The sequence below is a fragment of the Anaerolineaceae bacterium oral taxon 439 genome (assembly GCA_001717545.1).
Classification (GTDB): Bacteria; Chloroflexota; Anaerolineae; order Anaerolineales; family Anaerolineaceae; genus Flexilinea.
In genome coordinates, this window is record CP017039.1 from 133230 (window position 1) to 154690 (window position 21461).

The following is a 21461-nucleotide window of genomic DNA, read 5'->3' on the forward strand; positions in this document are numbered from 1 at the left end:
CCCTGCCCTGAGGCGAAGGAGCCCCGCTTGCGCCTGCCCGTCCCCGTGCCATGTTGAAACCTCCGTCATATGTCAATAATTCCCGCCGCCCCGGCTCTGAATGAACCCCTGAACGAAAAGATGAATGCGGATATACGCTAAATCGTTCGGCCGGACCTCGACGTCGATCCAGCGCCCTCGCGGGATCTTCCCACTGCTGTTCAAAATGTGCGGCGTCAGGTCGAACTCCCCCGATTTCCCGATATCCAGCCGTTTTGTCCCCTCGATCCAGACCTCCGCCCTCTGCGGCGATCCGTACTCAAAAATCCCCTGCTCGATCTCATGTTTATGCTCCGGAAGCTCGACCTTGTGCGTATGCTCCGGAACCTGAACCTTGTGCGTGTGCGCGCTGATAAACGTCAAATGCTTATGCGGCGGAATCGCCACCTGGTGCGTATGATGCATGTTATGCTCATGCTTGCTCAGCGCCCGAAGCACGCTGTGCCGGTGATTCGCGCCCGACACCGCCAGATGGTGATAATGCTGAAGATCGATCCGGTGCTTATGCTGCTGACCCGGATAAGCCGTCGCCTGGCTCGTGTCCCGCGGCGACGAACTCAGCGCCGCCGCCCCGCTCATCGACAGCGTCCCCGAATCGCCCGTTTCGTCCTCGTCGATCAAGACGCCGTGCGTAAAATTCTGGCTTGGCGAGCTCGTCGTGTAAATTTCAACGTTCTCCTCGCTGTTAAAACTCCCCGACCCGCTTGCGCTGCTCGTTGTGACCGACCCGCCCCCCGCGCTGCTCGTCCGGACGCTCTTCCCGCCGCCCTTCGTCTGCCGGTTGAACGCACGGAACCGCTTCAGCTCGATCTTCGCCGTAATCTTATTCACGTAGCGCATCTCACCCGGAAGATAGAACGATAGCCGCGCCCCCTTCTCGTGCGTTGCGTTCTCGCTGATACTCTGCGCGTACAGCTGCGTGCTTCCCTGCGCGTACGTCGATTCGATCCGCTGCCGGTTCGCTAAATCCGCTATCGACGACGCGATATCCGTCGCCTTCGTCGATAGCTCGATCTCTAAGCTTCCCGCCTCGTCCAGAACCCGCTTCGTCTTCGTAACGATCGCCCGCGTCCCGTCTGCCGTCAGCGCCGCGACCTGCCCGACCTCCGCCCGGTCTAAAGGATCCCGCGTCAGCTCGTATAAATCCGTGACCCGGAACGATCGGCTGAACTGCGGCCGCTCCATCTCTTTCAGGAGCGCGGTCATCCTCGCCTTCAGCATCTCCGCGTTTTCAAAGCTGCGGTCAACGTAAATCCGGTTGATCAGCCCATATTTTGCGATCGCTGATGGACTCGATTCCAGGTAAGGCTTCCCGCCGTTAACCGCGCTGATCGTCAGCTGATTCACCCCTTCGCCGTATCCGAGCCCATATAACCGGGTGCAGACCTCTAACGAATTCTGCTCCTCGTCCGATTCCAGCAAGTTCTTCTCTGCCCGAAGATAATACTGCGCCCTGCCCGCTTCGTCGATCCGGCGAAGCTCCAGCCGCCAGGGATAGACCCGCGTGTTGAAATCGAACCGATAGAGCGCGACGAAACTTTTCGGAACCGAATACAGCGCCGTCAGTAAATTTTCATGCTCCCAGCCGTATTCCAGCTGCTGATCAAAGTCGCAGCGCCCTAAAACCCATCGCTGAACCGTCTGCCGCTCCAGAATCCAGCGGATCGTCGCCGCCGTAGGCATTCCGACGTTCCCGACCACAAACGACCCGAATAAAACGTCGTCGACCAGCGTCGCGATAACATGCTCGCAGCGATAACGACGGACCCCGATCGTATTCCGAACCAGCCCCGATCCGATCAGCCGATAAAGCTGCCCCTCCTCGCCATACCGGACGTAGTGATAAGCCTGACAGTACCTCGCTTTATCGTCATCCGCCGGTAGCTCGAACTCCAGCGAGTACACCGCGTTCAGCTCCTGCGTCTCGACAATATTCATCGCGTTCTGAAGAACCGCCGTCTTTTTCAAGTCCAGATCATACACGTTAATCATCGTCATAAAAACCGCTCCGTGTATAAAATCGACGCCGAAAGGTCCCGCGTCGTCCCGCTCTCAACCTGTAAAGACCTCGTCTCTCGACTCAACGCATCGATCCAGTCCCCCGAATGCGTATGGATCACGTTGACCTCGCCCCCATTTTTTGGAACCATCAGGACAACATAATTCTCGCTGTCAATAACCAGCTTATCCCCCGGACGCAGCGTAAGCTTCAGCGCCAAAACCCTTTCCTCGTTCGCCTCCGCCTCTACGACCGCGCTGATCACCTCGTAAAAATCCAGGCCGCGGCTTACGATCTCCCCGGCCGCTACGGCCGCTGTGACGATTTCCGTGAAGAAGATCGACGTGTATCGAATCTGGACCAGCGTGACCGCGGCCTCGATCCCCTCTGTCATCTCTCTGTCCAGATTCCGGACCTCGCTGATAGAAACCCGCGCTTCGATCTCCTCTTTCAGCTCCGCCGCCAGCTCCCGCGGCGCTTTAATCCCCGTGATCTCCGCCGCTGCGCCGATCTCCTCGCTGAAAAAACCGGAATACAATCTTCCTGCGAACCCCTGCGTTTCGGCGGAAACCAGCTCGTAAAACGTTAACGCGTGATTCGTAATATCGGAAACCTGAAAAAGCCCTCCGACCGTCTCGTTCAGACGCAGCGCCAGAACGATAAGAGACTCGCCGCTGCCCTGATTGAATCGGTTCAGATTAAACCGCGTCTGATTCATCTGGTCGCTCCGTTTTTTCCTAATTCACGCTGAATTTCAGCTTTCCGGCCCGGAACGCGACGACGCTCCCGCTGAAAATCGGCGCGCTGCTCCCGAGCTCGCTGATCGCGAACGGCTGCCCGTTGGTTGCCGCGTCGTAAATCGCGATATGCGTCAGCTGCCCCCAGTTTCCCGTCGCCTCCTCCGATACAATATCCGCCGCGTTCTGAACCGTCGTAACCCCCGTCGCTTCTCCCGTCGGAGACGTAAAACTGAACCCGATCCGCGCGTACCCGTTCCCGGAAAACTCGTTTCCACCGTCCTCCGGCGATCCGTTGCAAAGTGCCAGAAACGGTGTGAACCCTGAACAGGACTGCCCGCGCAGGAGATTCATGATCCGCGTCCGCCAGACGTTCGATAACTTCCCGGACCAGATCCATCTCGTCGTCCCCGCCCGGATAACCGGCGCGATCCCTGCCGTAACGTTGAGCGGCGTACCGAGCTGCCCGTATAAATACATATTCCCGCCCGACAAACTGTCGAAAACCGCCACATGCGTAATATTCCCGACCGCGTTCGAAGCTTCCGCGAACGTAATCACCGCGCTGTTTTGAATCGACAGCCCCGCACCCGACGCCTGCGGCGCGCTGAAAACAATCTCCTGCCGCGCGTAGCCCGAATAACCGGCCTCCGTCCCGCCGCCTTCGTCGCCCGGATTATTCAAAAACAAACCAATATAAACCCGGACCGGCGCTGTAGCCGACTGCCCGCGCAGTAAATTAAGCGTCAGCCTTTCAAAATAATCAGTCGCATACATCTTCCTAGTCCTCCTTCATCCCATATATCCTGATCCATAAACCGCTGATTCGCGATCTCGCCCTGCGACATCGATCGCGGGGTCGCATACATCAAGCCACTGGGACCACAAGTCCCCGTGGCGCAGTGCCTGACGCAGAGGCGTCAGGTGCAAATAGCTACGCAACCTTTTTATCGATCTGCATAATCCGTATCCCCACCGCGTCCCGGACCCCTGTATTCGTGATCTCGATCCGCGTCGGCGTCGCCGCCGTCCCCGTGTAGTTCGGCGCGTAAAGCCCCTGAAAATTCCGTTGAATCGTCTCTCCATACGCGAACGGTTCGCAGCTGAATACCAACGCGAACCGGTTCCCGACCCGCCGGAGCTGCTCCAATTCGATCGCGTCGTAAAGTCGCCCGACGTAATACTTCCCCGGCTCGTTCCAGATTCGGATCGTCCCCTTCTTGCTGAGAAGATACGAAATCTCCCGGACCCCTGCCCGCTCGATGATCCGCGTCGTGACGCAGCTCAGCGTCAGAGCCCGTTCGTCGTAAAATCGCGCTCCGAAATCGTACGCCCCCGATCGATTCGGGATCGTCGTCTTTCGTGGCCGGAGCCCCGGCTGGAAAACGTCCTGCGGTTCCTCCGTCAGCTGGATCCCGAATCGCTGGTACATGTCCGTCCCATTAAAAAGGAACGAACTCTTATTCAGATAATTGAATTCCATATTTTACACCCCGGCATAGCGCATCTTCCGCTTCAGCTCCCATGCGATATCCTCCGCCATTTCAATACTGCTATTCCCTCCATGCACGTGAATATGAATATCGCCGAAGTTCCGGCTGTTATCCGTACTCGACTGATTCAGAACCTGCTGCGTCTGCTGATGGTTCAAAATCCGTCCGTCGATCCGCGGAATAAATAACTCCTGTCCCCGCTCCCCGACAATGTACGGAACCCCCGCTTTAACGTTGCCGCCGGACGCCATCCCCATATAAAACGTTCCCGGCGTATATCCGCCGTTCGCGCCGGCCCCGTTCGCGTTAAGCGCGCTGAAAACTCCGCGCCACGCCGATTTCATCGTCTCGAAAAGTCCGGTGATCCAATTAACCCTATTCTCCAGCCTGGACGTATCCACGTTCGCCGCCTCATTAATGCCTGTCTGGAGACCGCTCGCGATCCCCGAAGCCGACTCCGAAACCGAATCCTTCGCGTCCGAAACGCTCGTCTCAATCTCGCTCATCCTGGAGTCAATCGCCGTCGCACCCGCCGTCAGCGCCGTCTCGCTGTCCGACATGCTCGTCTTCACTCCATCCGCCAGCCCTTTTCCATGCGTCACCACCGAATTCATGTACAGTATGATCCGCGGCTCGTAATACCCCCAGTTTTCATAAACCTCTGAAAGCTTTAACCCGTTCGTTTCGGCGTAATCCTCAATATAACCTTTGGCGTCCCAAAAACTCGTCTGAATCTTATCCGCGAAACTTTGAATCTCGTCCTTAACTTCAATGAATGCTATCGTCGCGTCCGCGCTCTCCTTGAGCCATCCGTACGCGTCCGCTACCGCGCTGATCGCGGAGCCAATCGACCCCAGCGCCTCTACCGCCCCGGGCGCCTTTTCAACAAGCCCCTCGGCGAATCCGACAATCTTTGGAATCCATTCGTCCGCAAACGCTTTCGCATCTCCTGAAAGAACCCATCCTGCCGTCTTCTCCGCGATCCCGCCGACAGACTCGACAACGCTGTCGAAGAACGCCTTCCCCGATTCATTTTGCGTAAAATCATTAAACGCCGTCAAAAGCGAATTCGCAACCGGTAAAAGCTTTTCGCCGATAGAAATCTTCAAATTGTCAAAATTCGTGCGCATCAGCGCCAGCTGAGAATTGTAATTGCCCGACTCCCGCTCCGCCTGCCCGTGCATCGTCTTCGACTGCTCCATGACCAACGCGTACCGTGCCTGCGCCTTTGCCGCCTCGTCCAGCGCAATCTCTTTCCCTTCTAACGTCTTTTCGACCGCCTCCTCGGCCTCCGCGACCTTCTGAAGCGCGTTTCGGTATTCGAACGACTCTTCTCCGTGCTTCGCTAACGCCGTTGCTAAATTCTTCTGCGCTTTTTCTAACTTCAAGGAGGCCGCGTTCACGTCTGTCATATCGACTTCCGTCTGAACCAGCCCCATCTGCAAAGCCTTCAGCTTCACGGCAGTATCTTTTATGACCAGCCCGTATTTATACCCTGCCTGCGCGCCGCCCGTCATTACCGACTGTAAATTCTCCAGCACCTGCGCAACCGGGATCCCTGTCGCCGCGCTCATGTCCGCCGCCAGCTGTACTAACGACGTGGAAAAATCGTAAGCTTCCTCCTTATTCATGTTTAACGCACGGAACATCCCGCCGTAAGTATTAATCGCCTCGCGCATCTCCAGCTTATTCATCCGCAGCGCCAGCGTATTCTTCTCAACGAAATACTCGACGTCCCCCTCGAAATCGCCGAAAACCTGTAAACTGTAACCAACCGCGTCCTCATAACTCGACGCCATCGAAATAGCTTCCGCGCTGTATTCTTTCGCGCTCGCTATGGCGCGGCCAATCCCATGAAAAGCTGCCTTAATCCCATCGCTGACAAGTCGGGTCGCGACCCCCGTTTTAATCGATTCCCAAAACCCTTTAATCTTGTTCCCTGAGTCGCCTGCGGCCTCGCCGGTTTGCCGGATTTCAGCCTGAATCGTGTTGTGCTTTTGCTTTGCGATGTCGAGTTCTTCGTTGAGTCTTTGATGCTCCTTTTCGTAGTCCGATATTGGCTTTGCCCCGTTCTCGAAGCCTCTGCGGTTTTCCTTGATCTCTTTTTCGAGCGCTTCGATCTCGTCCTTTGTATTTTCCGCCTGTTTTTCGAGCGCGTTCATGACCTCCTTATACTGAGTCAGCCTTTCCGCCCCATCCGTCCCCGAGAACTTCAAGGCCTCTTTTGCTAATTTGACACCCTCCGCTAAGTTTTTTGAGCTCGTTCGAATCTGTTCCAGCCGTTCGCGATTCGCGCTCATCGCCGTGCTGAAAGCGCTGGATGAAGCCTTTGCCTCGTTCAGCTTCTCCTTCCAGTTCGACAACTCAGACGTCGCTAAACTTTGTTCTCTCTTGGTCTTCTCTAACTTACGCGTGAGTGCGTCGTGTGTCGCTGCATATTTCTCATTGCTGATCGTTTCTGATTCAAGCGCTTTATGATTGTCCTGAATAGCCTTTGTAAGAACCCTGATCTCATCGTCAAGAACCTTGACCTTGCCCGCGGCCAGATTCGCGCCGTCCTGAAGCTTTGCGATATTCCCTGCGTCGAAATTTAAATCCGACTTAACCAGCCGGAGATTCTGCGAAATTTCGCGCGCCGCCGCCTGGAGCGATTTCAGCGATGACGTCGCCTGTGAAGTATCTGCTTTGATTTTTATCGTAGTATCCATAAAGTTTGTATCCCTCTCCCTGATAGCAGCAACAAAAAAAAAACAACGACAGCCGACCGTCGTTGTTACCTGCAGTGAAAAATTTTTTTAAAGGATTACTTTAAAAGCCGAGGAATGTAAGAACGAAAAGAAAACCGAAAACGATAAGCCCGATTAAACCCAGAATAAAAGGCAGATACCCGATAACCGCAACCGCAATCATAATCCTTGTAATTCGGTCCGGCCCTTTCGCCTCCGGCCATGGATAACCGCGCTCCGCGGCCTCTTTCTTTAGCTGATGATATCGCTCAATCGCAGTAAGCTCTTCCATAATCCGCCTCCCGTGCCTTAATTATAAACCTGTGGCAGGAAATCCGTTTACGCTGCAGCCTAAAATCCGTCGTAATCGGATTGCGCAGCCCCTGCTTCGTTCGCCTCATCCAGCGCGTTCAGCCGGTAATAAACCGCGTCCAAAATCATCCCGATCGTAAAACAATCCAATTCCGCGACGGAGAACCCTGCGTGACGCCCCAGCTCCAGAAAATAAAAAAAATTGAGCGCCTCGCTGCTTTGCTCCCCGTCGCTTACTCGTTTTTTAGCGTAATCGTCGTCTTATACGTCCCGGTCCAAAGCTGAAACAACGCCGGAATAAACTGTTCCATTGGAATCACAACGTCCAGATCCTCAATCCAGCCGTCAACCCCTGGTATCGTCGAATCCGCGTTCTTAGCGAACGCCCAGATCAACCGTTCAGCCTGCTCGATATCTTCATACCCGAGGACCTTCTTCTTTGTAAGCTCTTCAATGTCGACGCTCTCCAAAAAAGCCTCGTACAAAGCCTTTTCGTCTTTAAGATCAACGTCCTTTCCCTTAACTACCTCTAAAATCAATAAACTGTCCCTGTTTACGATCCTGTCGTAAAGCGTCGCTAAATCCTCGATGAGGTCTCGCCCGAACTCCGCCCTGTAAATCCGCGCTGCCCCCAACGTTAACCGGACGCGAACCTTTTCGCTTCTCCCGTCGCACTGAATCTCAAAAACCCGTTCCATCCCTGATCTCCTGTTCCCTTTCGGAGAGCTGAGCAGCCCTCAGCCCTCCGCTCATCCAAATCTAAGCCGCCTTCGGATCGTGAACCGCCGTGAACCAGCCGTCATAAACCGTATCGTCCGTCTCCTCGTACGTCCGCGCCTTAACCACCCCGTCGGCGCGCGGAATCGCCGTAACGTTCAGCGTCCGATACTGCGGCGTCTTCGACCCGCCGTCCCCCGCCGTCGTCGCGCTGACGTCCGGTCGGTTCGCCGTGCAGTTGTACATCACATGCCGCGCGTTCTTCGCGTCCTGAACCCATTCCCAGACCAGAACAAACCGCCCCGGATTCGCCTCGTTTTCCTCGTAAATAACCTTCTTATCCGAAGCCTTCTCCCCCAGCGCGTACTGCGCGAACGCCTCGTCTAAAATCGTAAACTCCAGCGTCCCCATATACCCGCTGTTCTGGTTCCCGACGAAAATAACCGTCCCGTCAGCGTAAACCTGCGTCTGATTTCCCGACGCCGTCCAGTTAATCTGTCGCGTCCCCTCGAACATCTTAATCGCGCCGTACGTATCCTTCCCGTCCGGCCCCGCCGTAATCGGAGCCCAGCCCATCTTCGCCGACCCCCATAAAACCTTATTCTGCTTTGCCATCTTTCCTCGCAGTGCCTGACGCAAAGGCGTCAGGTATTATTTCAGCGCCTTCTCAACCGCCGACTCAATCGCGGCGCGAACCCGCCCTCGGACCCGTCCCCAGGCGCGGGCGATATGTGGCCGCTTTCGGCTCGTATTCTCTAAAATAACGACCAGCGGAATCTCCGACCCCTTCCATCCCACCCTTCGTTCATTCCGGATAAATCGGACCCCCGTATAATCCCCGCCGTCTTTTGCCTTCGCCTTAATCCAGCTGCGCGCGTACCTTCCCGAAGCCTTCGGACTTGCCCCCTCCAGCTCTCGAATCGTGAGCTCCGCCGCCTCGTTCAGCCCGGCCTCAACCGCCGCCTTGAGACTCCGCTGAATTTCGGATAAATACGAAGAAATCGACGTCCCCAGATCATCCCCGTTATCCATAATCCATTCCCTCATACCTCCGTATAACTTCCCTCAATGACAACATGATAATTCCCCAGCTCCTCGTCGTACGCCTCCGAAACAATTCGGACATTGTAGAACCCCGCTCCCGCCAGCGCCGAGAAAACCCGCTCAACCGTCGGACGCGCGTCCCCCTTTGAAACGACATCAACCCCGAACTCGTAATACCGCCCCAGCGAACCCCCGTCCGCGTAAACCTCCGCCGCCTCGTGAAGCAGCCAGTAGACCAGATAAACCTCGGTCTTCCCCGTCTCCGGAATCCGGTAAACGCCCCGTTCAACCGGGATCCCGGTTGAGCGAAGCGCCCTCGCTATCAATTCCTCTGCGTCATACATAAATGCCTTTCCTCCCGACGGCCCGAATCCTGCTGCTAACGCTTCCGGTGCGAAACCTTCCCGCGATCGTTCAGTGTCAGCTCAACGAAACCCCGATCCTTGCGGTACACCCGGAGAATCGAATACCGTCTCCCGTATAACTCCGCCTCCCGTTCCATCGCGTAATCCTCCGCCCGGATTATCGCGATCATCTCGATCTCAACCCCGGCCGCTCGCGCCTGATAAAACTCGGACCGTCCGGCCGAACGCAGCTGCGCGTAAACCCCTCGTCGCTGCTCCTGAATCGTCGTCGGATACCCGAACTCGTTCGTAATCGTCCTCGCCTGAATCAGCGTCAGAACCTCGTCCCCGTACCCTTCCATCTCTACCCGCCTCCGTCGGCGTACGAAATCGCGATATACCCTTTTAGCTTCTCGTAAATCTCAAGATACTTCTCCTGATCCTCGCTGAAACCGAAATGAGCTTTCGCGTAAAGAATAACCGCCCGTTTAAGAATCTCGTCCTGAAGTACCTCCGAATCCGCTGAAATCTCCTTAGATTGAACCCCCAGCCGGCGCAGCTCGCGCTTCGCCCCGCCGATAAGATCCCGAATCTCCCCCGTGATCCCCGCGTCCTCCGTCGATACCCGGAGCGCAGCCTTAACCTCATCAAATAACTTCATGCCGCTTCTCCTTGCCAGAACCTTCCGATAACCGAAACCTTTGGGAAATTGAGGGTCTCAGGGAGATGAGCGCCGCCTCGCGTCTTCCGAGACGCCGAGGCAAGTCCCGCGCATATTGATGCGCGGGAGGTCGTTGACCCTCAGTCCCTCACGGACTTATCTTTTACGCCCCCTTCTTGATAATCACAACCCCATTCGGATCCAGCAGCTTCCCGTCCGCAACCATCAAAGCCTTGTTATAGACCTTGTTCGTCTCGTGGTTCGTCCATTTGTACATCGACATGTTCAAGTTGGAATTCACCCCGAAATTCCGAAGATTGCTGAGAATCGCCACCACGTCGCCCGTCTGCGCCGTATCGTAAGGCGCGATAACGTCATCTTCGACCGTGATGACCTCCTTGCCTGCGAAACGGTACGGATTCCCTTCTGTGATGTTGTAATTGACCCGCGCGATCGGCTGACCCTGCGCGTCCGTCATCCCGTCGATATACGCGTCAAACGTGCTTTCGCTCATGATCCAGCTCGCGCCCGCCTTATAACGGATTCCGAGCTTGCTGATCGCCTTCTTCCAGGCTGTCCACTTTCCGAACTCCGCCGCCGTCAGCGTCACCTTATTGTCCGCCGGGACCCGCGCGTCGACCGTGATACCCGTAAACTGACCCGTTCCCGTCCCGTTGATAATCCCCTGATCCATCTTGCGCATCATCGCCTCGGCGATCAGGTCCGTCAGCGCAGCCTCGAAAAAGTTCAGCGAAACGATCGACGTAAGCAGCGACTGCGCAACCTTGCATTCCAGCCCGTGATACATAAACGAAACCGACTTGTCCGCCTTGAACTGCTTATCTTCCGACGGCGTCGTGTCGTCGATCCAGCTCGCCTCCGGAGCCAGATCGAGAATCGGAACGTTTAATCCGCCCTGAACGTTGAACTTCCGGACCCGGCTGAAAAGCGTCCCGTACCGTCCTAACTTCCGGATAACCTCCTCGACGATCGTCGCCGGAATCAGCGCCGCCGCTTCCGCGATACTCGTAAACTCGTTCGAACGGAGAACCTCTCCCCGGATCCCCGTCTGAACGTAGCGCATGAACGCGTTCCGATACTCAATCGATCCCGTCCCCGCATTTCGCCCCTCGTAGAGAGACCCTGCCGAACCCTGCGCTTCGTTGCCCCCGCTGCCGGAAACCTCCGGTGAAACCTGAACCGCGCTGCGGATCGTCGTCCCTTCCGTTCCCTCCGCGATCCGGCCGAGCAGCCCCGATCGCCGTTCCGTCTCCTCCTGAATACGGGACCGCTCCGCCGTCAGCGTCGCGATCTCCGTTTCGTACCGCTCCAGCTCGTCAACCGCGATCGCCTCGCCGCGCGTTTCAATATCCTGCCGAATCTCGGCTAACCTCGCTTCAATTTCCTGTCTGTTCATTAAATTCCTCCGATAATAGACTTTAGTTTGATAAGTTGTCGTCTGCGCGCTAAAACCTCCGTCGCCGGTAGGTTCTCAATACCGCCCGGCGACGTCCTGGCGTCATCGTGACGCCGGGACCGCCTCTCCGCCTCGATCACTCCGTCGAGAAGAGAACGCGCGCTGATACTCGTTTCCGGATTCGCCGGAAACGTAACCGCCGAAACGTCGTAAACCTTCTTAATCTTCCGGATCGTAAACGTCCGTGAAACCTTGTCGTAAGAATGTTCCCGGATCGTAAACCCCCAGCTCATCGCCGTAATCAACCCGGCCCCGATCTCGCTGTACAGCTCGCGCGCCGCTTCCGTGCGCGATAAATCCGCGTAAACCCGTAACGCTTCCGAATCGACCGCGATATCCAGCGTCCCGTTCGACCGCCGCGCGAACGGTTTCCCGCGATGATCGAAAAGCAGGATCACGTCGCTCAAATCCGCTCCTTCCAGCGCGCCCGGATCGATCCGCTCATAATATTTGTTTCCGTCAAACTCATAAATCTCATACGGTTGATCAAATCGCGCGGCGACCCCTTCGACGTAATGCGTCGATTCGAACCGCCGCGCCGTTCCTTCCGATGGCGTCGGCGCTGTAAGCGGCGCAGCCATCGACCGATACTCTATATTGCTCACAATCGGCATAAAACCCTCCAGTTCTCTTTGCAAATAAAAAATCCCTTTATCAACAAAGGGATTTTTAAGTGTTGTCGAATTTTTTATAATTTAGGCACGATTATTTCCATAAAATTTCTCTCATCGCTTTCGCTATACTTATAAATTTTTCTTCATTAGGCGACAATAGAAAATCTTCAATTTTTTGAATCAATGAACTATCAGTATATAAATATAAATTCAATAGATTTGCTTTTACTCTACTGCTAAAAGAATCTTTGATTTCTTTATCATCAGACAGTGGAAATTTAGCTACAGAATTTTTAAAACTACCCTCATCATTGATGTATAAAATATGATCAGGATGCAGTATGATATCCATAAAAATAAGAATACTCCTAAATCTTTCTTCAGTGATTTCTTGTAGTCTTATTCTATTTTGAGTTTTTATTTCTGAATAGTTTCGATAGATAGCAAGAAGAATACCACTGCTAACAATAAGCCCTAAGACTTGAAGGATAGTATTTAACATTTTTACACTCTCCCTTTGTAGATATTTTATCCTACCTGAGAAGAGTGAATAGATCAAAAAAAATATTTAAGTCAGTGGATTGCCACCCTATCGTAAGGAGCTGTGATATTGCGTTCCGCTGAAAAACATTCATGCTCATCCGACAAATAATCCGATTGCACAAAAAGACACTGGGATCGCATCATTCCCGAGTGGGAGAGTGAAGAGAGGCAGAGGCGTCAGCCTTTGCCTCTCTTCAAAAATTTATCTGAAATCGAAGAGGTCGGGTCCCCGACCTCCTTGAGGGAGTGGGACCATCGACATCTTCGATACCTCCGTATAATGACAATTATTCACCCGCTTCTATTCACCCACTTCTGCCGCATCGATCCTCTCATTCAGCAGCTCCACCTCCGCATACTCCTTCCGAATATACCGCTTATCTCCTCCCTCCACGTGCGGAAGCTGCCAGATATCCATAATCTCGTTCCGGCTCAAAATCCCGCGGTCGAAAAGCTGCGTGCTGACGTCTAACTTCGTCCGATTGCTTGCGTACTGTAAGCGGTTCGCCGTGAAGTAAATCGCGTTCCCGTGCGCGAGCTCCCGCTCGCTGAAAATCATGTTGCACATCACCAAACTCAGCTGGATCGCGAACGGCTCGATCTTCGCCTCGTAATACGCCGACCATTCGTCTTCCGTGTACCGGTTCTGTAAAATTGCCTCGTTCGTCCCGAAATACTGATAAACGTTCTCGTTAATCGCCTTCATTTGCAGCGCGTTCACCGTAAACGGCTTGCTTTCCACCTGCTTCAAATCCGAGAACTTATTGTCATAAATCAGGACCCCGCTTTCGTTGTCAGGTCCTAAATTCTCCGCCGTGAACCGCTTCCGTTCCGCCGCGATCTCCTCCGGCTTAAACATGTTGTTCACCCGCGCTAAAAACCGAATCGAAGCCCCGTTCCGGACCCCCTTGATAATCCCTTCGTTTTGCGCGTGAATCAGCTGCATCGTCGGACGCAGCGCCCCGTTGCTCTCCCCGATCAGCTCGTCCTTATATTGATACCCCGTCAATATCCCGACCCGATCCAGCTCGATCGCCGCCCGTTGCCCGTTCGCGAACCGATAACGGACGAATGCCTCCCCGCGAACGTCGACGAATTCCGCGTACTGCGGTAAAAGCGGATAAAAACCAACCGTCTGCCCCGTGAGCGGATGCTCGATCGGGACAATGAACGCCGTATTATGGACGCTGAGAATCGTCGCGATCCGATATAAAAACTTTGCCGTATCCTGAAACGGATTCGGACGGAACGCCAGCGTATTCTTCAAATGAGCCGCCGCCGACCCCGTAACCTCCGGCTTCAGCTTTGAGCAGAACGTCGCGAAACTGTGAATCGCCGCCCGCGTAACCGCCATCTCGTAAACCGATTCCGGCGCAGACGTAAAAACCGGGCTGTATCCGTTGAGCGTCAGGAAATAACCCGAAGCCTCAACCTCCTTCGGTTTCCCGAAAATCCTTTCAAATAACCCCATAGCTCCCGCTCCTTATGCCGCGCGCCATCCATAAGGAGCTGCGGCTGTATCCTGACCCCGTCGAGGGTCAGGACCTTATCGCGCGTCAGACTCCCCCGCGCTCTTGAAAATCTCCGTCCCGCTCGCGTCCGCTTCCGCGATCCAGAAAGATACCGTACCCTTCCGCCAGACCAAACCGCGCGCAGCCTTCCGTTCCGCGCCGATCGTGATCTCCGTTCCCTGGCGGAGCTGCCCGACGATCCCCGCCGCGCCCGCCTCCGGCCGGATATTTGCTAATTCGACCGCGATCGTCGCAGCCCCTGCTTGTCCCGTTTGTGATTCCGCCTCCGCACTTGCAGTCATGGACTGGCTCGCAGTCGCAGCCGGATCCGAAACGGAATCAAAAAACAGATTCGGATCAACCGCTTTCCCGTTTTCCGTCGTCTCGAAATGCAAATGCGCTCCCGTAACGTTGCCCGTCGCGCCGCTGATCCCGATCAGCTCGCCCTTCGCGACCCGCTGCCATCGCTTAACCAGAATCTTCGATAAATGCGCGTATTTTGACCCGATCCCGCCCGCGTGCCCGATCTTGATTAAATTCCCGTAACCCGTCCGATCGAAACCGGCGAAATCGACCGCCCCGGCTTCGGCCGCAAAAACCTCTGTCCCCTCTGGAACCGCGTAATCGATCCCCGTGTGACGTTTCCCGGAATAATTCCAGCCGTTCCCGCGGACGTCTGAACCGTAAATCTCCCCGAACCCGAGCGAAATATCAGCTGGAATACGAATCGGTCGTTCCATGATGCCTCCCTGCCCTCTTCTGCTCCTCCTGAACCTTGAATAACGCCGTTTCGAGCTCCTCTACCCGCCGCTTCAGGTTCTCGATCGTCGTTCGCTGTTCGTCGATAACGATACGCTGCCGCTTAATCTCCGCGTCCTTCTCGTCCAATTCAATCCTTAACTCATGAATTTCCCGCTTTAATTCCCGCTTTTGCTCCATGTACGTATCGACCTGATCCTCAAGATTCTGATTCTTTTCCCGTTCTTCCGAAACCTCTTTTTCAAGCGTCTCGACCCGCTTTGCCAACCGCTTCAGCTCCGATTCCGCCGCCTTTTGGTTCGCCGAAATAATCGCCGTAATAATCGCCGAAATCGACCCCGCGATTCCGCCGATGCCGCCGATCCCGACCAGTAAATCAATCGTCTGCTCGTCCATCAGTCCGCCTCCCGCCAGCGTCTGCGTTATCGGGACCTTCCTGCTCGTGTGAAATATAAGCGATCCGCTCCGCCAGCCCGGCCGCTAAAATCGGAACCATCGCCCAGCGTTGCCGTGAAGCGCATAAGTCCCGGCGCGTTAACGCTCGCGAAAGGAACGCCTCGTGATAATTCCCGAGAACCGAAATCGTTGCCGTCAAAACAATCCAGAACAGCGGGATCATCTGACCGGCGTAAAAACATCGGCGAATCGTCGACCGGACGCGAAGAATCGCGATCCCGTCGACAATCAGAAAAATCAACGCAATAACCCCGATCGCCAGGTCGGATAAAATCCCGCTTCCGTTCATCGTTCCCTTAACCCTTCGCCGTTGGCGCGAAAGTCGCGTCCGGCGCGTTGAACTCCTTGTAAACCGCCGCTTCGATCGACGCCGCGATCAGGTCCAGATCCAGCGTAATTCCCCGCGCTTTAAGCCATTTTTCGGCGTAATCGATCGCGTATTTCTTCTTTTCCTCGCTCAATTTCCCCGCGCCCGCCTGTTCGGCCGCGATAACCGCGATCCTTGCCGACTGCGCCAGAATATCCGTCACCGCCGGCTGCTCCGCCTTCATCCGCGCCCAAATCTCGACCGCCTTCGCCCAAATCGCGCCCGCGATCGACGCAGCCAATAACGGCAACAGGAAATTCAGTAATCCCTGCGCCACCGCCGATAAAATCCCCGATAATTCAATACTCATCCTTCCACCTCATTTCTGAAAATTAAATAAAAAAGACCGGAAACCCTCCCGGTCTGATCGTCAATTTAGTCTGTTTTGACGCGGTCAAACTACCGTCGTATGAACTCGAACGATTTCCGCGTCAATCGCCTGAAATATTTGCTTCCAGTTGTTAGGAATTCCGTAATCTGAAAGTTTGATTTTATAGCTTGTCGTTTTTCTGCGTTGAAAACAACTTATGAAAGCTTCAAAGTCCTTTACGAAAGATTTTCGTTCATCATCCGCCAGAATTGAATAAATACAAATAACCGCGTCAAATACATATCCTTCGAGCTTCTTTTTGCTGGTAAATGACTGCTGATAAATCGTAAAATAATCATTTTTTTTCGAAGGCGCGATATCTAATTTTCGCCGGAATAAATATCCGTGATGTGCGCAAATATTTCGTACCGTGCTCAAACAATGAAGCCAAGATGAAAAGAAAAACTCATTTAGTTTTTGCTTTCCGTGAGAATTATACGATTTAGCTGTCTGTTGATGATGATAATTGAGCTTGGTACCGAAAATATTAAAACATTTGCCGATTTCTTCTTGAATTGATTCCTTTAAGTACCGATAAACTTTAGATAAATCCCCGAAACTTAGAAATTCGATCAATACCCACGCCGGAAATTTGCTTCCGTAATTTAAGACATGATGATACTCAACCGGATATTTTTTTCGCAACTGAAGAATATCTCTTTTATCTTTATCGGTCAATCCTTGCGCCGATGCAGCCAGCATTTTCTGACATACAGTTGGACTAAAAGGGCGTAAAATCAAACTCACCTGTTGCGAAAAAACACTGACACCCAAATCTCGGAAAGAATACTGAACGTTACCGATAAGCAGATGGTTCTGATCGTCAAAACAATTCCCATTATCGAACACATCCGGTCCAAACAGTTCGGAAGAACGATAACTGATCATCGTTCTTAACTTCAACTCAATCATTTCGATATATCGAAAAATCAAGTGTCGAAAACAGGAATCACATTCTTCAATGGCTTTAATATCTTCAAAGGAAACTTTCCGCTCGTAAGTCGGACACTTTGTTTTTGCGTTTTCTCTTTGAAATTTATGGAAATAAACGTTGAGACGATAATAATTCCGCCGGGATAGATAAGCCGTAGCTCCTGTTTCATCCCCTATAATCATTTCCCTATCTTTGAGGATTTGAACCTGTTTGGCGAATGATTCATGTTTTTTGAGTTGATTCATGTCCTGTGATTTGCCTTGAATAAATTAAAGTCGAGCAGCTTTACGACTATTTCCATAGCAACTGCTCGACTGACCATGAACTTTCTGTTGAAAATCCATAACGGTACTGTTGCTATCATTATACGCTAAAAACGCTGAAATTTCAACTCAAATGACAATATAACGGTGTTAATTCGCGTATTATTTACACCTTTGATACCACCAGAAAACGATCGCAATACAGACTGATCCGTGTCGGCTGTTAAGGCGCCGGATCGCACACGCCCTGTGTGAATCAATTCTCAATCAGCGCCCCGATCTCCGGATAATACTTTTGCCTTACCGTCCACGCGTCGATAACGCTCATGAACCCATCGATCCGCGCCCGCTGCTCGATCTTGACCGGCTTCTTTTTCCGCGTTTCGCTGTCCTCCTTGAGCGCCACGTTCAGGAAATGCGCCGCCAGAAGCTGATTATCGCCGATGATCTTAACCTTCCCGTTCTTTAACTCTCCTTCGAACTCGTCCAGTACGCCCGAAAGGTTATATCCCTGGTAAACGTCGTCCGTATGGAAACCGAACTCCTTAAGATCGTTGACCAGGTACGCCGAACTGTAACGGTCGTACCCGATTTTCAGCGTGTAAATCTCATGCTCGCGCAGCAGATCGACGAAAAACCGATAAACGTAGCGATAATCGACGCAATGCTCGCCTGACAGCGTGATGAAACCCCGCTGAACATAAACGTCATACGGAACCCGGTCCGTCGCGATCGCCTTTTCCAACCGTTCCGCCGGCATGAAAAACCGCGTAAAAACGTAGTCCGTCCCGTCCCGCCGGATCACAACCGACGCCGCCGTCAGATCGACCGTCTGCGAAAGATCGACCCCGCCGACCGCGTAGCAGCCGCGAAAATCCGCAAGCGTCAAACCCTCCGCGCCCCGGACCGCGGCCATAACCTCCGAAAAATCCAGCCACGCCATCGACGAATTTTGCTTGATATTGCAGTATTTCGTCAGAAATTCGCGCCGTTTTGATATATTTTTCTCCGCGATCGCGATCTCCTCGCGGTAATAATCCGCGCTGACGCTGACCCCCATGTTCGGATTCGACTTCCTCAATTCGCGCAAATCGCGCCATTTTCCCGGATCGTCGATCAGGTAAAGAAACGGGCAGAGCCTTGATTCCGCGCTGTGCCCTTTCAGGAACGCTGTCGACCGCGTCAGCAGCTCGTCGTAAATCCCGTCGTGAACGTACCCCGCCGTCGTGATCGAAATGATCAGCGGCTGCCTCCGCGCGCCCTGCGCCGATTTCATCACGTCGTACTGCTTCAATCCCGCGTCGCCGACCCAGCTCCCCAGCTCGTCGTTGATCACCGCGTGCGGATTAAACCCGTCCGACTTCTTCGCCGAAAACGCCAGCGGCTTAATCGCCGTGTTCGTCTCCGAGATATAAATATCCGACCGCCGTTTTTTCGTAACGTCCGATAACTCCGGCTCCTTGAGGATCATCTGATAAAAATTATCGTAAACAATCATTGCCTGATCCAGCTTCGGCGCTAAGCAGTAAATCTTTGCCCCGTATTCCCCGTCGATATACGCCAGATACGCGATCATCGCCGCAGCTAAAAGCGTCTTGCCGTTCTTCCGCCCAATAACGATAAAAACCTCGCGCCAGATTCGGAACCCGTCCGCGTCGACGATCCCGAAAATAACCGCGACCATCGCCTTCTGCCATAGCTCCAGCCGAATTAAATCGTCCCGACCCTCGCAGTGATGGCAGAACTCCTCAATAAACCGAATCGCCCGCTCCGCCTTTCTCGCGTCGTAAAAATACCGGCGGGAAGCGATACCCTCGCTTAAAACCGCGTAAAGCCGCCGAACCCAGTCCCCGACGGTAACCGTCCCTGCCTCGATCGCGGCGCAATACTCGGCGATCCAGTTCTGCCCCGAACCCTTTCCCATGCCACAAGCCGCATCCTTTCCCTGTAGGATAGCGGCGTAGTCCTCACCTTAACCGAAGGTGAGGGCAATCGCCTCCTTGAAAATCTTAAAACTCGTTCCGTTCCCTGCCGGCCAAAATCTTCCCGGTTGATCGCCCGACCTGACGATAACCTCACGATCGATCCGCCGGGGGCCGTCTCCGGAATTCGGATCGCCCTTCGTTTTCCGCGTCCCTGGACGGTGCGAAATCCGCCGTAAATTGAACCTTTTACCGTGATCGTTGTAACGTCCCCGCGTCAACCCTCGCCGAAATAATCCGCCGATCTCACGATAACCTCACGATCGATTTGGGCGGTCCCCTTCGTTTCCCGCGTTCCTGGGCGGCGCGAAATCCGCCGTAAACTGAGCCTTTTACCGTGACCGTTGTAACGTCCCCGCGTCAACCCTCGCCAAAATAATCCACCGATCTCACGATAACCTCACGATCGATCCGCCGGGGTCCGTCTCCGGAATTCGGATCGCCCTTCGTTTCCCGCGTCCTTGGGCGGCGCGAAATCCGCCGTAAACTGAGCCTTTTACCGTGATCGTTGCGACGTCCCCGCGTCAACCCTCGCTGCGAAGAATTTGAAGACGGCTGGCCTTCTTCCGTTCCAGCGGAACCAGCTCCGTAAGCTGCTTAACGACCGTCGATAAATTCTTTGTCATCGCTAAATGCGTCTTGACCGCCTCCGACTGCTTCGTTCCGTACTGATTCTCGCCGTTTTGATACGTATCCGTATACCCCTGCTCGTTGATAATCTCTTCCAGCTCGCGAAGCGAAACGATCATGAACGCAGCCGATTCGATCAAACTCAAAACCGTCGTCATCTTGTTTTTATCCAAGTCCCGAAAAACCCGCTTGAGCCGGTTCGTCTCCTTCCGGATAAGCTCCGCCTTCGTCGGCTCGCTAATCCTGCCTGATACCTCGATCTCGTCCTTTGTCGCCATTCGTCGCGCCTCCTTTCGCTAAGTCTGGAAAACTAAAAAAAGAGAGCGGTATTTCCCGCCTCTCCCCCCACCCCCTTCATGTACACGCCTTATGCGCACACGCGCGGAGTTTTTTTAACCTCCCCCACCGGTCGCAATTCCCCGTTCGCATCCATCCGCATGGGGGGACTCACGCAGCCGCCCGTCCGCCCCGATTCGATACCCAACCGCAGCGTCAGCTCCGCCGAAATGCTCGCGGTTATGACACGCCTGACACAGCGCCTCAAGATTTCCCCAGCCTAACGCGATCGCAGCGTCATGAATATTTGCTCGCGTCAGATACACCCGATGATGCACAACCTCCGCAGCCACCACCTCCCCGCGTGCAGCGCAGCGTTCGCACAGCCAGCCCACGCTGGCAAGATAAGCCGCACGCGTCCCCTTCCACGCCGCCCCCTTATAAAACCATTCCGCCCATGCCTTCAACCGTCACGCTCCATCCCGAGCTCGCTCGCCCAACAAAAAGACCGCCGAAGAAACCTCGGCGGTCTTGATAAAAATTTCACTGTACAAATCCTACCACCCGCAAAAGGCCCCGTCAAGGGCGCGAAACGGGCGCATTTCGGGCATTTAATCAGCCTCCACCGCGCTGCTGACCGCGGCGACCACACCGAACCAGCAAACCGCCATATCCTTCACGATCCGATTCCGCCATCGCCTCAGCGTCTTCGGGTCACGCCCCAGCAAGTCCCCGATCTCCTCCCACGTGTACCGCTCCGCATGAACCCCGCGGTCCTGACCCGCTTCGTTTTCCCCGAAGTAATACATCCGCAGCGCCTTAAACTCCGGCCGATCGTTGAACAACTGAACCACGCGATCCACCTGATCAAACCGCGCCGCCGTCAATTCATACAGCCGCGCCCGCTCCGCCTCGCGATCGCCGATCATCTCGTCGATCGACGCGCCCTGACCCTGCCCCGCGTTGAGAATAATCCCTGCCGATCTCCCCGGCAGCTCCTGCGCAATGTACCCCGACCGATCCCGAAGCAGCGCCGCAAGCGACTTGTAGTTATAAAGCAGCGTCTCGGCCGCCCGAAAATAATTCACCCGTCCCGAAATCGGCAGCGTCAGCCCGACCAGCTCTGCCGCCGTCTTCCCGGCGACAATCCCCGCCATCGCTTCCGCCAATTCTTTTTGTTCCTGATTCAGCTCCATATCCCTCCTAA

The 21461-nt window shown here is 54.3% G+C and carries 26 protein-coding genes; all 26 read right to left on the reverse strand.

Going from position 1 to position 21461, the window contains the following annotated elements; translation table 11 throughout:
* Positions 1-72: 72 nt before the first annotated feature.
* Entirely contained in the window at positions 73-2037 is a 1965-nt protein-coding gene (locus BEQ56_00615; protein AOH42114.1) for a hypothetical protein, read from the reverse strand.
* Positions 2034-2756, reverse strand: coding sequence for a hypothetical protein (locus BEQ56_00620; protein AOH42115.1), 723 nt, complete (start codon positions 2754-2756; stop codon positions 2034-2036). Before BEQ56_00620 ends, BEQ56_00615 begins: the two co-directional genes overlap by 4 nt.
* A gap of 19 nt (positions 2757-2775) precedes the next feature.
* Positions 2776-3552 carry a hypothetical protein gene (locus tag BEQ56_00625; GenBank protein AOH42116.1) on the reverse strand — a complete coding sequence of 259 codons (777 nt, stop codon included), beginning with the start codon at positions 3550-3552 and terminating at the stop codon, positions 2776-2778.
* A 157-nt stretch (positions 3553-3709) separates the two neighbouring features.
* Positions 3710-4258, reverse strand: a complete 549-nt coding sequence (locus tag BEQ56_00630; GenBank protein ID AOH42117.1) for a hypothetical protein — start codon at positions 4256-4258, stop codon at positions 3710-3712.
* Positions 4259-4261: 3 nt separating this feature from the next.
* Positions 4262-6976, reverse strand: a complete 2715-nt coding sequence (locus BEQ56_00635; protein AOH42118.1) for a hypothetical protein — start codon at positions 6974-6976, stop codon at positions 4262-4264.
* A 100-nt stretch (positions 6977-7076) separates the two neighbouring features.
* Positions 7077-7286, reverse strand: coding sequence for a hypothetical protein (locus BEQ56_00640; protein ID AOH42119.1), 210 nt, complete (start codon positions 7284-7286; stop codon positions 7077-7079).
* Positions 7287-7539: 253 nt separating this feature from the next.
* Positions 7540-8004 carry a hypothetical protein gene (locus BEQ56_00645; protein AOH42120.1) on the reverse strand — a complete coding sequence of 155 codons (465 nt, stop codon included), beginning with the start codon at positions 8002-8004 and terminating at the stop codon, positions 7540-7542.
* Positions 8005-8065: 61 nt separating this feature from the next.
* On the reverse strand, positions 8066-8638 hold the full coding sequence (locus BEQ56_00650) for a hypothetical protein (protein AOH42121.1): 573 nt from the start codon (positions 8636-8638) through the stop codon (positions 8066-8068).
* Positions 8639-8674: 36 nt separating this feature from the next.
* A complete protein-coding gene (locus BEQ56_00655; GenBank protein AOH42122.1) occupies positions 8675-9070 on the reverse strand; it encodes a hypothetical protein in 396 nt (131 codons plus the stop codon).
* Positions 9067-9411: a hypothetical protein gene (locus BEQ56_00660; protein AOH42123.1), complete on the reverse strand. Its 345-nt coding sequence runs from the start codon at positions 9409-9411 to the stop codon at positions 9067-9069. Before BEQ56_00660 ends, BEQ56_00655 begins: the two co-directional genes overlap by 4 nt.
* A 35-nt stretch (positions 9412-9446) precedes the next feature.
* A complete protein-coding gene (locus tag BEQ56_00665; protein ID AOH42124.1) occupies positions 9447-9773 on the reverse strand; it encodes a hypothetical protein in 327 nt (108 codons plus the stop codon).
* Positions 9774-9775: 2 nt separating this feature from the next.
* On the reverse strand, positions 9776-10072 hold the full coding sequence (locus BEQ56_00670; GenBank protein AOH42125.1) for a hypothetical protein: 297 nt from the start codon (positions 10070-10072) through the stop codon (positions 9776-9778).
* Between the two features lie 163 nt (positions 10073-10235).
* Entirely contained in the window at positions 10236-11489 is a 1254-nt protein-coding gene (locus BEQ56_00675) for a hypothetical protein (GenBank protein ID AOH42126.1), read from the reverse strand.
* The gene (locus BEQ56_00680; GenBank protein ID AOH42127.1) at positions 11489-12163 is read right to left on the reverse strand and encodes a hypothetical protein; all 675 of its coding nucleotides are present in this window, start codon (positions 12161-12163) and stop codon (positions 11489-11491) included. The genes BEQ56_00675 and BEQ56_00680 overlap by 1 nt, the downstream gene beginning before the upstream one ends.
* A 91-nt stretch (positions 12164-12254) precedes the next feature.
* Positions 12255-12665, reverse strand: coding sequence for a hypothetical protein (locus BEQ56_00685; GenBank protein ID AOH42128.1), 411 nt, complete (start codon positions 12663-12665; stop codon positions 12255-12257).
* A 342-nt stretch (positions 12666-13007) separates the two neighbouring features.
* Entirely contained in the window at positions 13008-14177 is a 1170-nt protein-coding gene (locus BEQ56_00690) for a phage portal protein (protein AOH42129.1), read from the reverse strand.
* 75 nt (positions 14178-14252) lie between these two features.
* Positions 14253-14957: a hypothetical protein gene (locus BEQ56_00695; protein ID AOH42130.1), complete on the reverse strand. Its 705-nt coding sequence runs from the start codon at positions 14955-14957 to the stop codon at positions 14253-14255.
* On the reverse strand, positions 14929-15372 hold the full coding sequence (locus BEQ56_00700; GenBank protein ID AOH42131.1) for a hypothetical protein: 444 nt from the start codon (positions 15370-15372) through the stop codon (positions 14929-14931). The genes BEQ56_00695 and BEQ56_00700 overlap by 29 nt, the downstream gene beginning before the upstream one ends.
* Positions 15353-15721: a hypothetical protein gene (locus BEQ56_00705; protein AOH42132.1), complete on the reverse strand. Its 369-nt coding sequence runs from the start codon at positions 15719-15721 to the stop codon at positions 15353-15355. Before BEQ56_00705 ends, BEQ56_00700 begins: the two co-directional genes overlap by 20 nt.
* Before the next feature lie 7 nt (positions 15722-15728).
* Complete coding sequence (locus BEQ56_00710) at positions 15729-16109, reverse strand: hypothetical protein (GenBank protein ID AOH42133.1); 381 nt, start codon at positions 16107-16109, stop codon at positions 15729-15731.
* An 84-nt stretch (positions 16110-16193) separates the two neighbouring features.
* Positions 16194-17348 carry a hypothetical protein gene (locus tag BEQ56_00715; protein AOH42134.1) on the reverse strand — a complete coding sequence of 385 codons (1155 nt, stop codon included), beginning with the start codon at positions 17346-17348 and terminating at the stop codon, positions 16194-16196.
* 274 nt (positions 17349-17622) lie between these two features.
* Positions 17623-19290 (reverse strand): terminase, encoded by a 1668-nt coding sequence (locus BEQ56_00720; protein AOH42135.1) that lies wholly within the window; start codon positions 19288-19290, stop codon positions 17623-17625.
* A gap of 48 nt (positions 19291-19338) precedes the next feature.
* On the reverse strand, positions 19339-19569 hold the full coding sequence (locus tag BEQ56_00725) for a hypothetical protein (protein ID AOH42136.1): 231 nt from the start codon (positions 19567-19569) through the stop codon (positions 19339-19341).
* 303 nt (positions 19570-19872) lie between these two features.
* Positions 19873-20256: a hypothetical protein gene (locus BEQ56_00730; protein AOH42137.1), complete on the reverse strand. Its 384-nt coding sequence runs from the start codon at positions 20254-20256 to the stop codon at positions 19873-19875.
* 114 nt (positions 20257-20370) lie between these two features.
* Positions 20371-20721, reverse strand: a complete 351-nt coding sequence (locus BEQ56_00735) for a hypothetical protein (protein AOH42138.1) — start codon at positions 20719-20721, stop codon at positions 20371-20373.
* Between the two features lie 144 nt (positions 20722-20865).
* Positions 20866-21450, reverse strand: a complete 585-nt coding sequence (locus BEQ56_00740; GenBank protein ID AOH42139.1) for a hypothetical protein — start codon at positions 21448-21450, stop codon at positions 20866-20868.
* Positions 21451-21461: the final 11 nt, after the last annotated feature.

Bases quoted from the DNA above. Each gene is read 5' to 3' on its own strand.
- BEQ56_00630 (AOH42117.1), bottom strand. From the start codon at position 4,258: ATGGAATTCAATTATCTGAATAAGAGTTCGTTCCTTTTTAATGGGACG.
- BEQ56_00690 (AOH42129.1), bottom strand. From the start codon at position 14,177: ATGGGGTTATTTGAAAGGATTTTCGGGAAACCGAAGGAGGTTGAGGCT.
- BEQ56_00705 (AOH42132.1), bottom strand. From the start codon at position 15,721: ATGAACGGAAGCGGGATTTTATCCGACCTGGCGATCGGGGTTATTGCG.
- BEQ56_00615 (AOH42114.1), bottom strand. From the start codon at position 2,037: ATGACGATGATTAACGTGTATGATCTGGACTTGAAAAAGACGGCGGTT.
- BEQ56_00675 (AOH42126.1), bottom strand. From the start codon at position 11,489: ATGAACAGACAGGAAATTGAAGCGAGGTTAGCCGAGATTCGGCAGGAT.
- BEQ56_00620 (AOH42115.1), bottom strand. From the start codon at position 2,756: ATGAATCAGACGCGGTTTAATCTGAACCGATTCAATCAGGGCAGCGGC.
- BEQ56_00635 (AOH42118.1), bottom strand. From the start codon at position 6,976: ATGGATACTACGATAAAAATCAAAGCAGATACTTCACAGGCGACGTCA.
- BEQ56_00655 (AOH42122.1), bottom strand. From the start codon at position 9,070: ATGAGGGAATGGATTATGGATAACGGGGATGATCTGGGGACGTCGATT.
- BEQ56_00730 (AOH42137.1), bottom strand. From the start codon at position 20,256: ATGGCGACAAAGGACGAGATCGAGGTATCAGGCAGGATTAGCGAGCCG.
- BEQ56_00695 (AOH42130.1), bottom strand. From the start codon at position 14,957: ATGGAACGACCGATTCGTATTCCAGCTGATATTTCGCTCGGGTTCGGG.
- BEQ56_00660 (AOH42123.1), bottom strand. From the start codon at position 9,411: ATGTATGACGCAGAGGAATTGATAGCGAGGGCGCTTCGCTCAACCGGG.
- BEQ56_00625 (AOH42116.1), bottom strand. From the start codon at position 3,552: ATGTATGCGACTGATTATTTTGAAAGGCTGACGCTTAATTTACTGCGC.
- BEQ56_00720 (AOH42135.1), bottom strand. From the start codon at position 19,290: ATGGGAAAGGGTTCGGGGCAGAACTGGATCGCCGAGTATTGCGCCGCG.
- BEQ56_00700 (AOH42131.1), bottom strand. From the start codon at position 15,372: ATGGACGAGCAGACGATTGATTTACTGGTCGGGATCGGCGGCATCGGC.
- BEQ56_00740 (AOH42139.1), bottom strand. From the start codon at position 21,450: ATGGAGCTGAATCAGGAACAAAAAGAATTGGCGGAAGCGATGGCGGGG.
- BEQ56_00645 (AOH42120.1), bottom strand. From the start codon at position 8,004: ATGGAACGGGTTTTTGAGATTCAGTGCGACGGGAGAAGCGAAAAGGTT.
- BEQ56_00680 (AOH42127.1), bottom strand. From the start codon at position 12,163: ATGCCGATTGTGAGCAATATAGAGTATCGGTCGATGGCTGCGCCGCTT.
- BEQ56_00670 (AOH42125.1), bottom strand. From the start codon at position 10,072: ATGAAGTTATTTGATGAGGTTAAGGCTGCGCTCCGGGTATCGACGGAG.
- BEQ56_00715 (AOH42134.1), bottom strand. From the start codon at position 17,348: ATGAATCAACTCAAAAAACATGAATCATTCGCCAAACAGGTTCAAATC.
- BEQ56_00650 (AOH42121.1), bottom strand. From the start codon at position 8,638: ATGGCAAAGCAGAATAAGGTTTTATGGGGGTCGGCGAAGATGGGCTGG.
- BEQ56_00685 (AOH42128.1), bottom strand. From the start codon at position 12,665: ATGTTAAATACTATCCTTCAAGTCTTAGGGCTTATTGTTAGCAGTGGT.
- BEQ56_00665 (AOH42124.1), bottom strand. From the start codon at position 9,773: ATGGAAGGGTACGGGGACGAGGTTCTGACGCTGATTCAGGCGAGGACG.
- BEQ56_00640 (AOH42119.1), bottom strand. From the start codon at position 7,286: ATGGAAGAGCTTACTGCGATTGAGCGATATCATCAGCTAAAGAAAGAG.
- BEQ56_00710 (AOH42133.1), bottom strand. From the start codon at position 16,109: ATGAGTATTGAATTATCGGGGATTTTATCGGCGGTGGCGCAGGGATTA.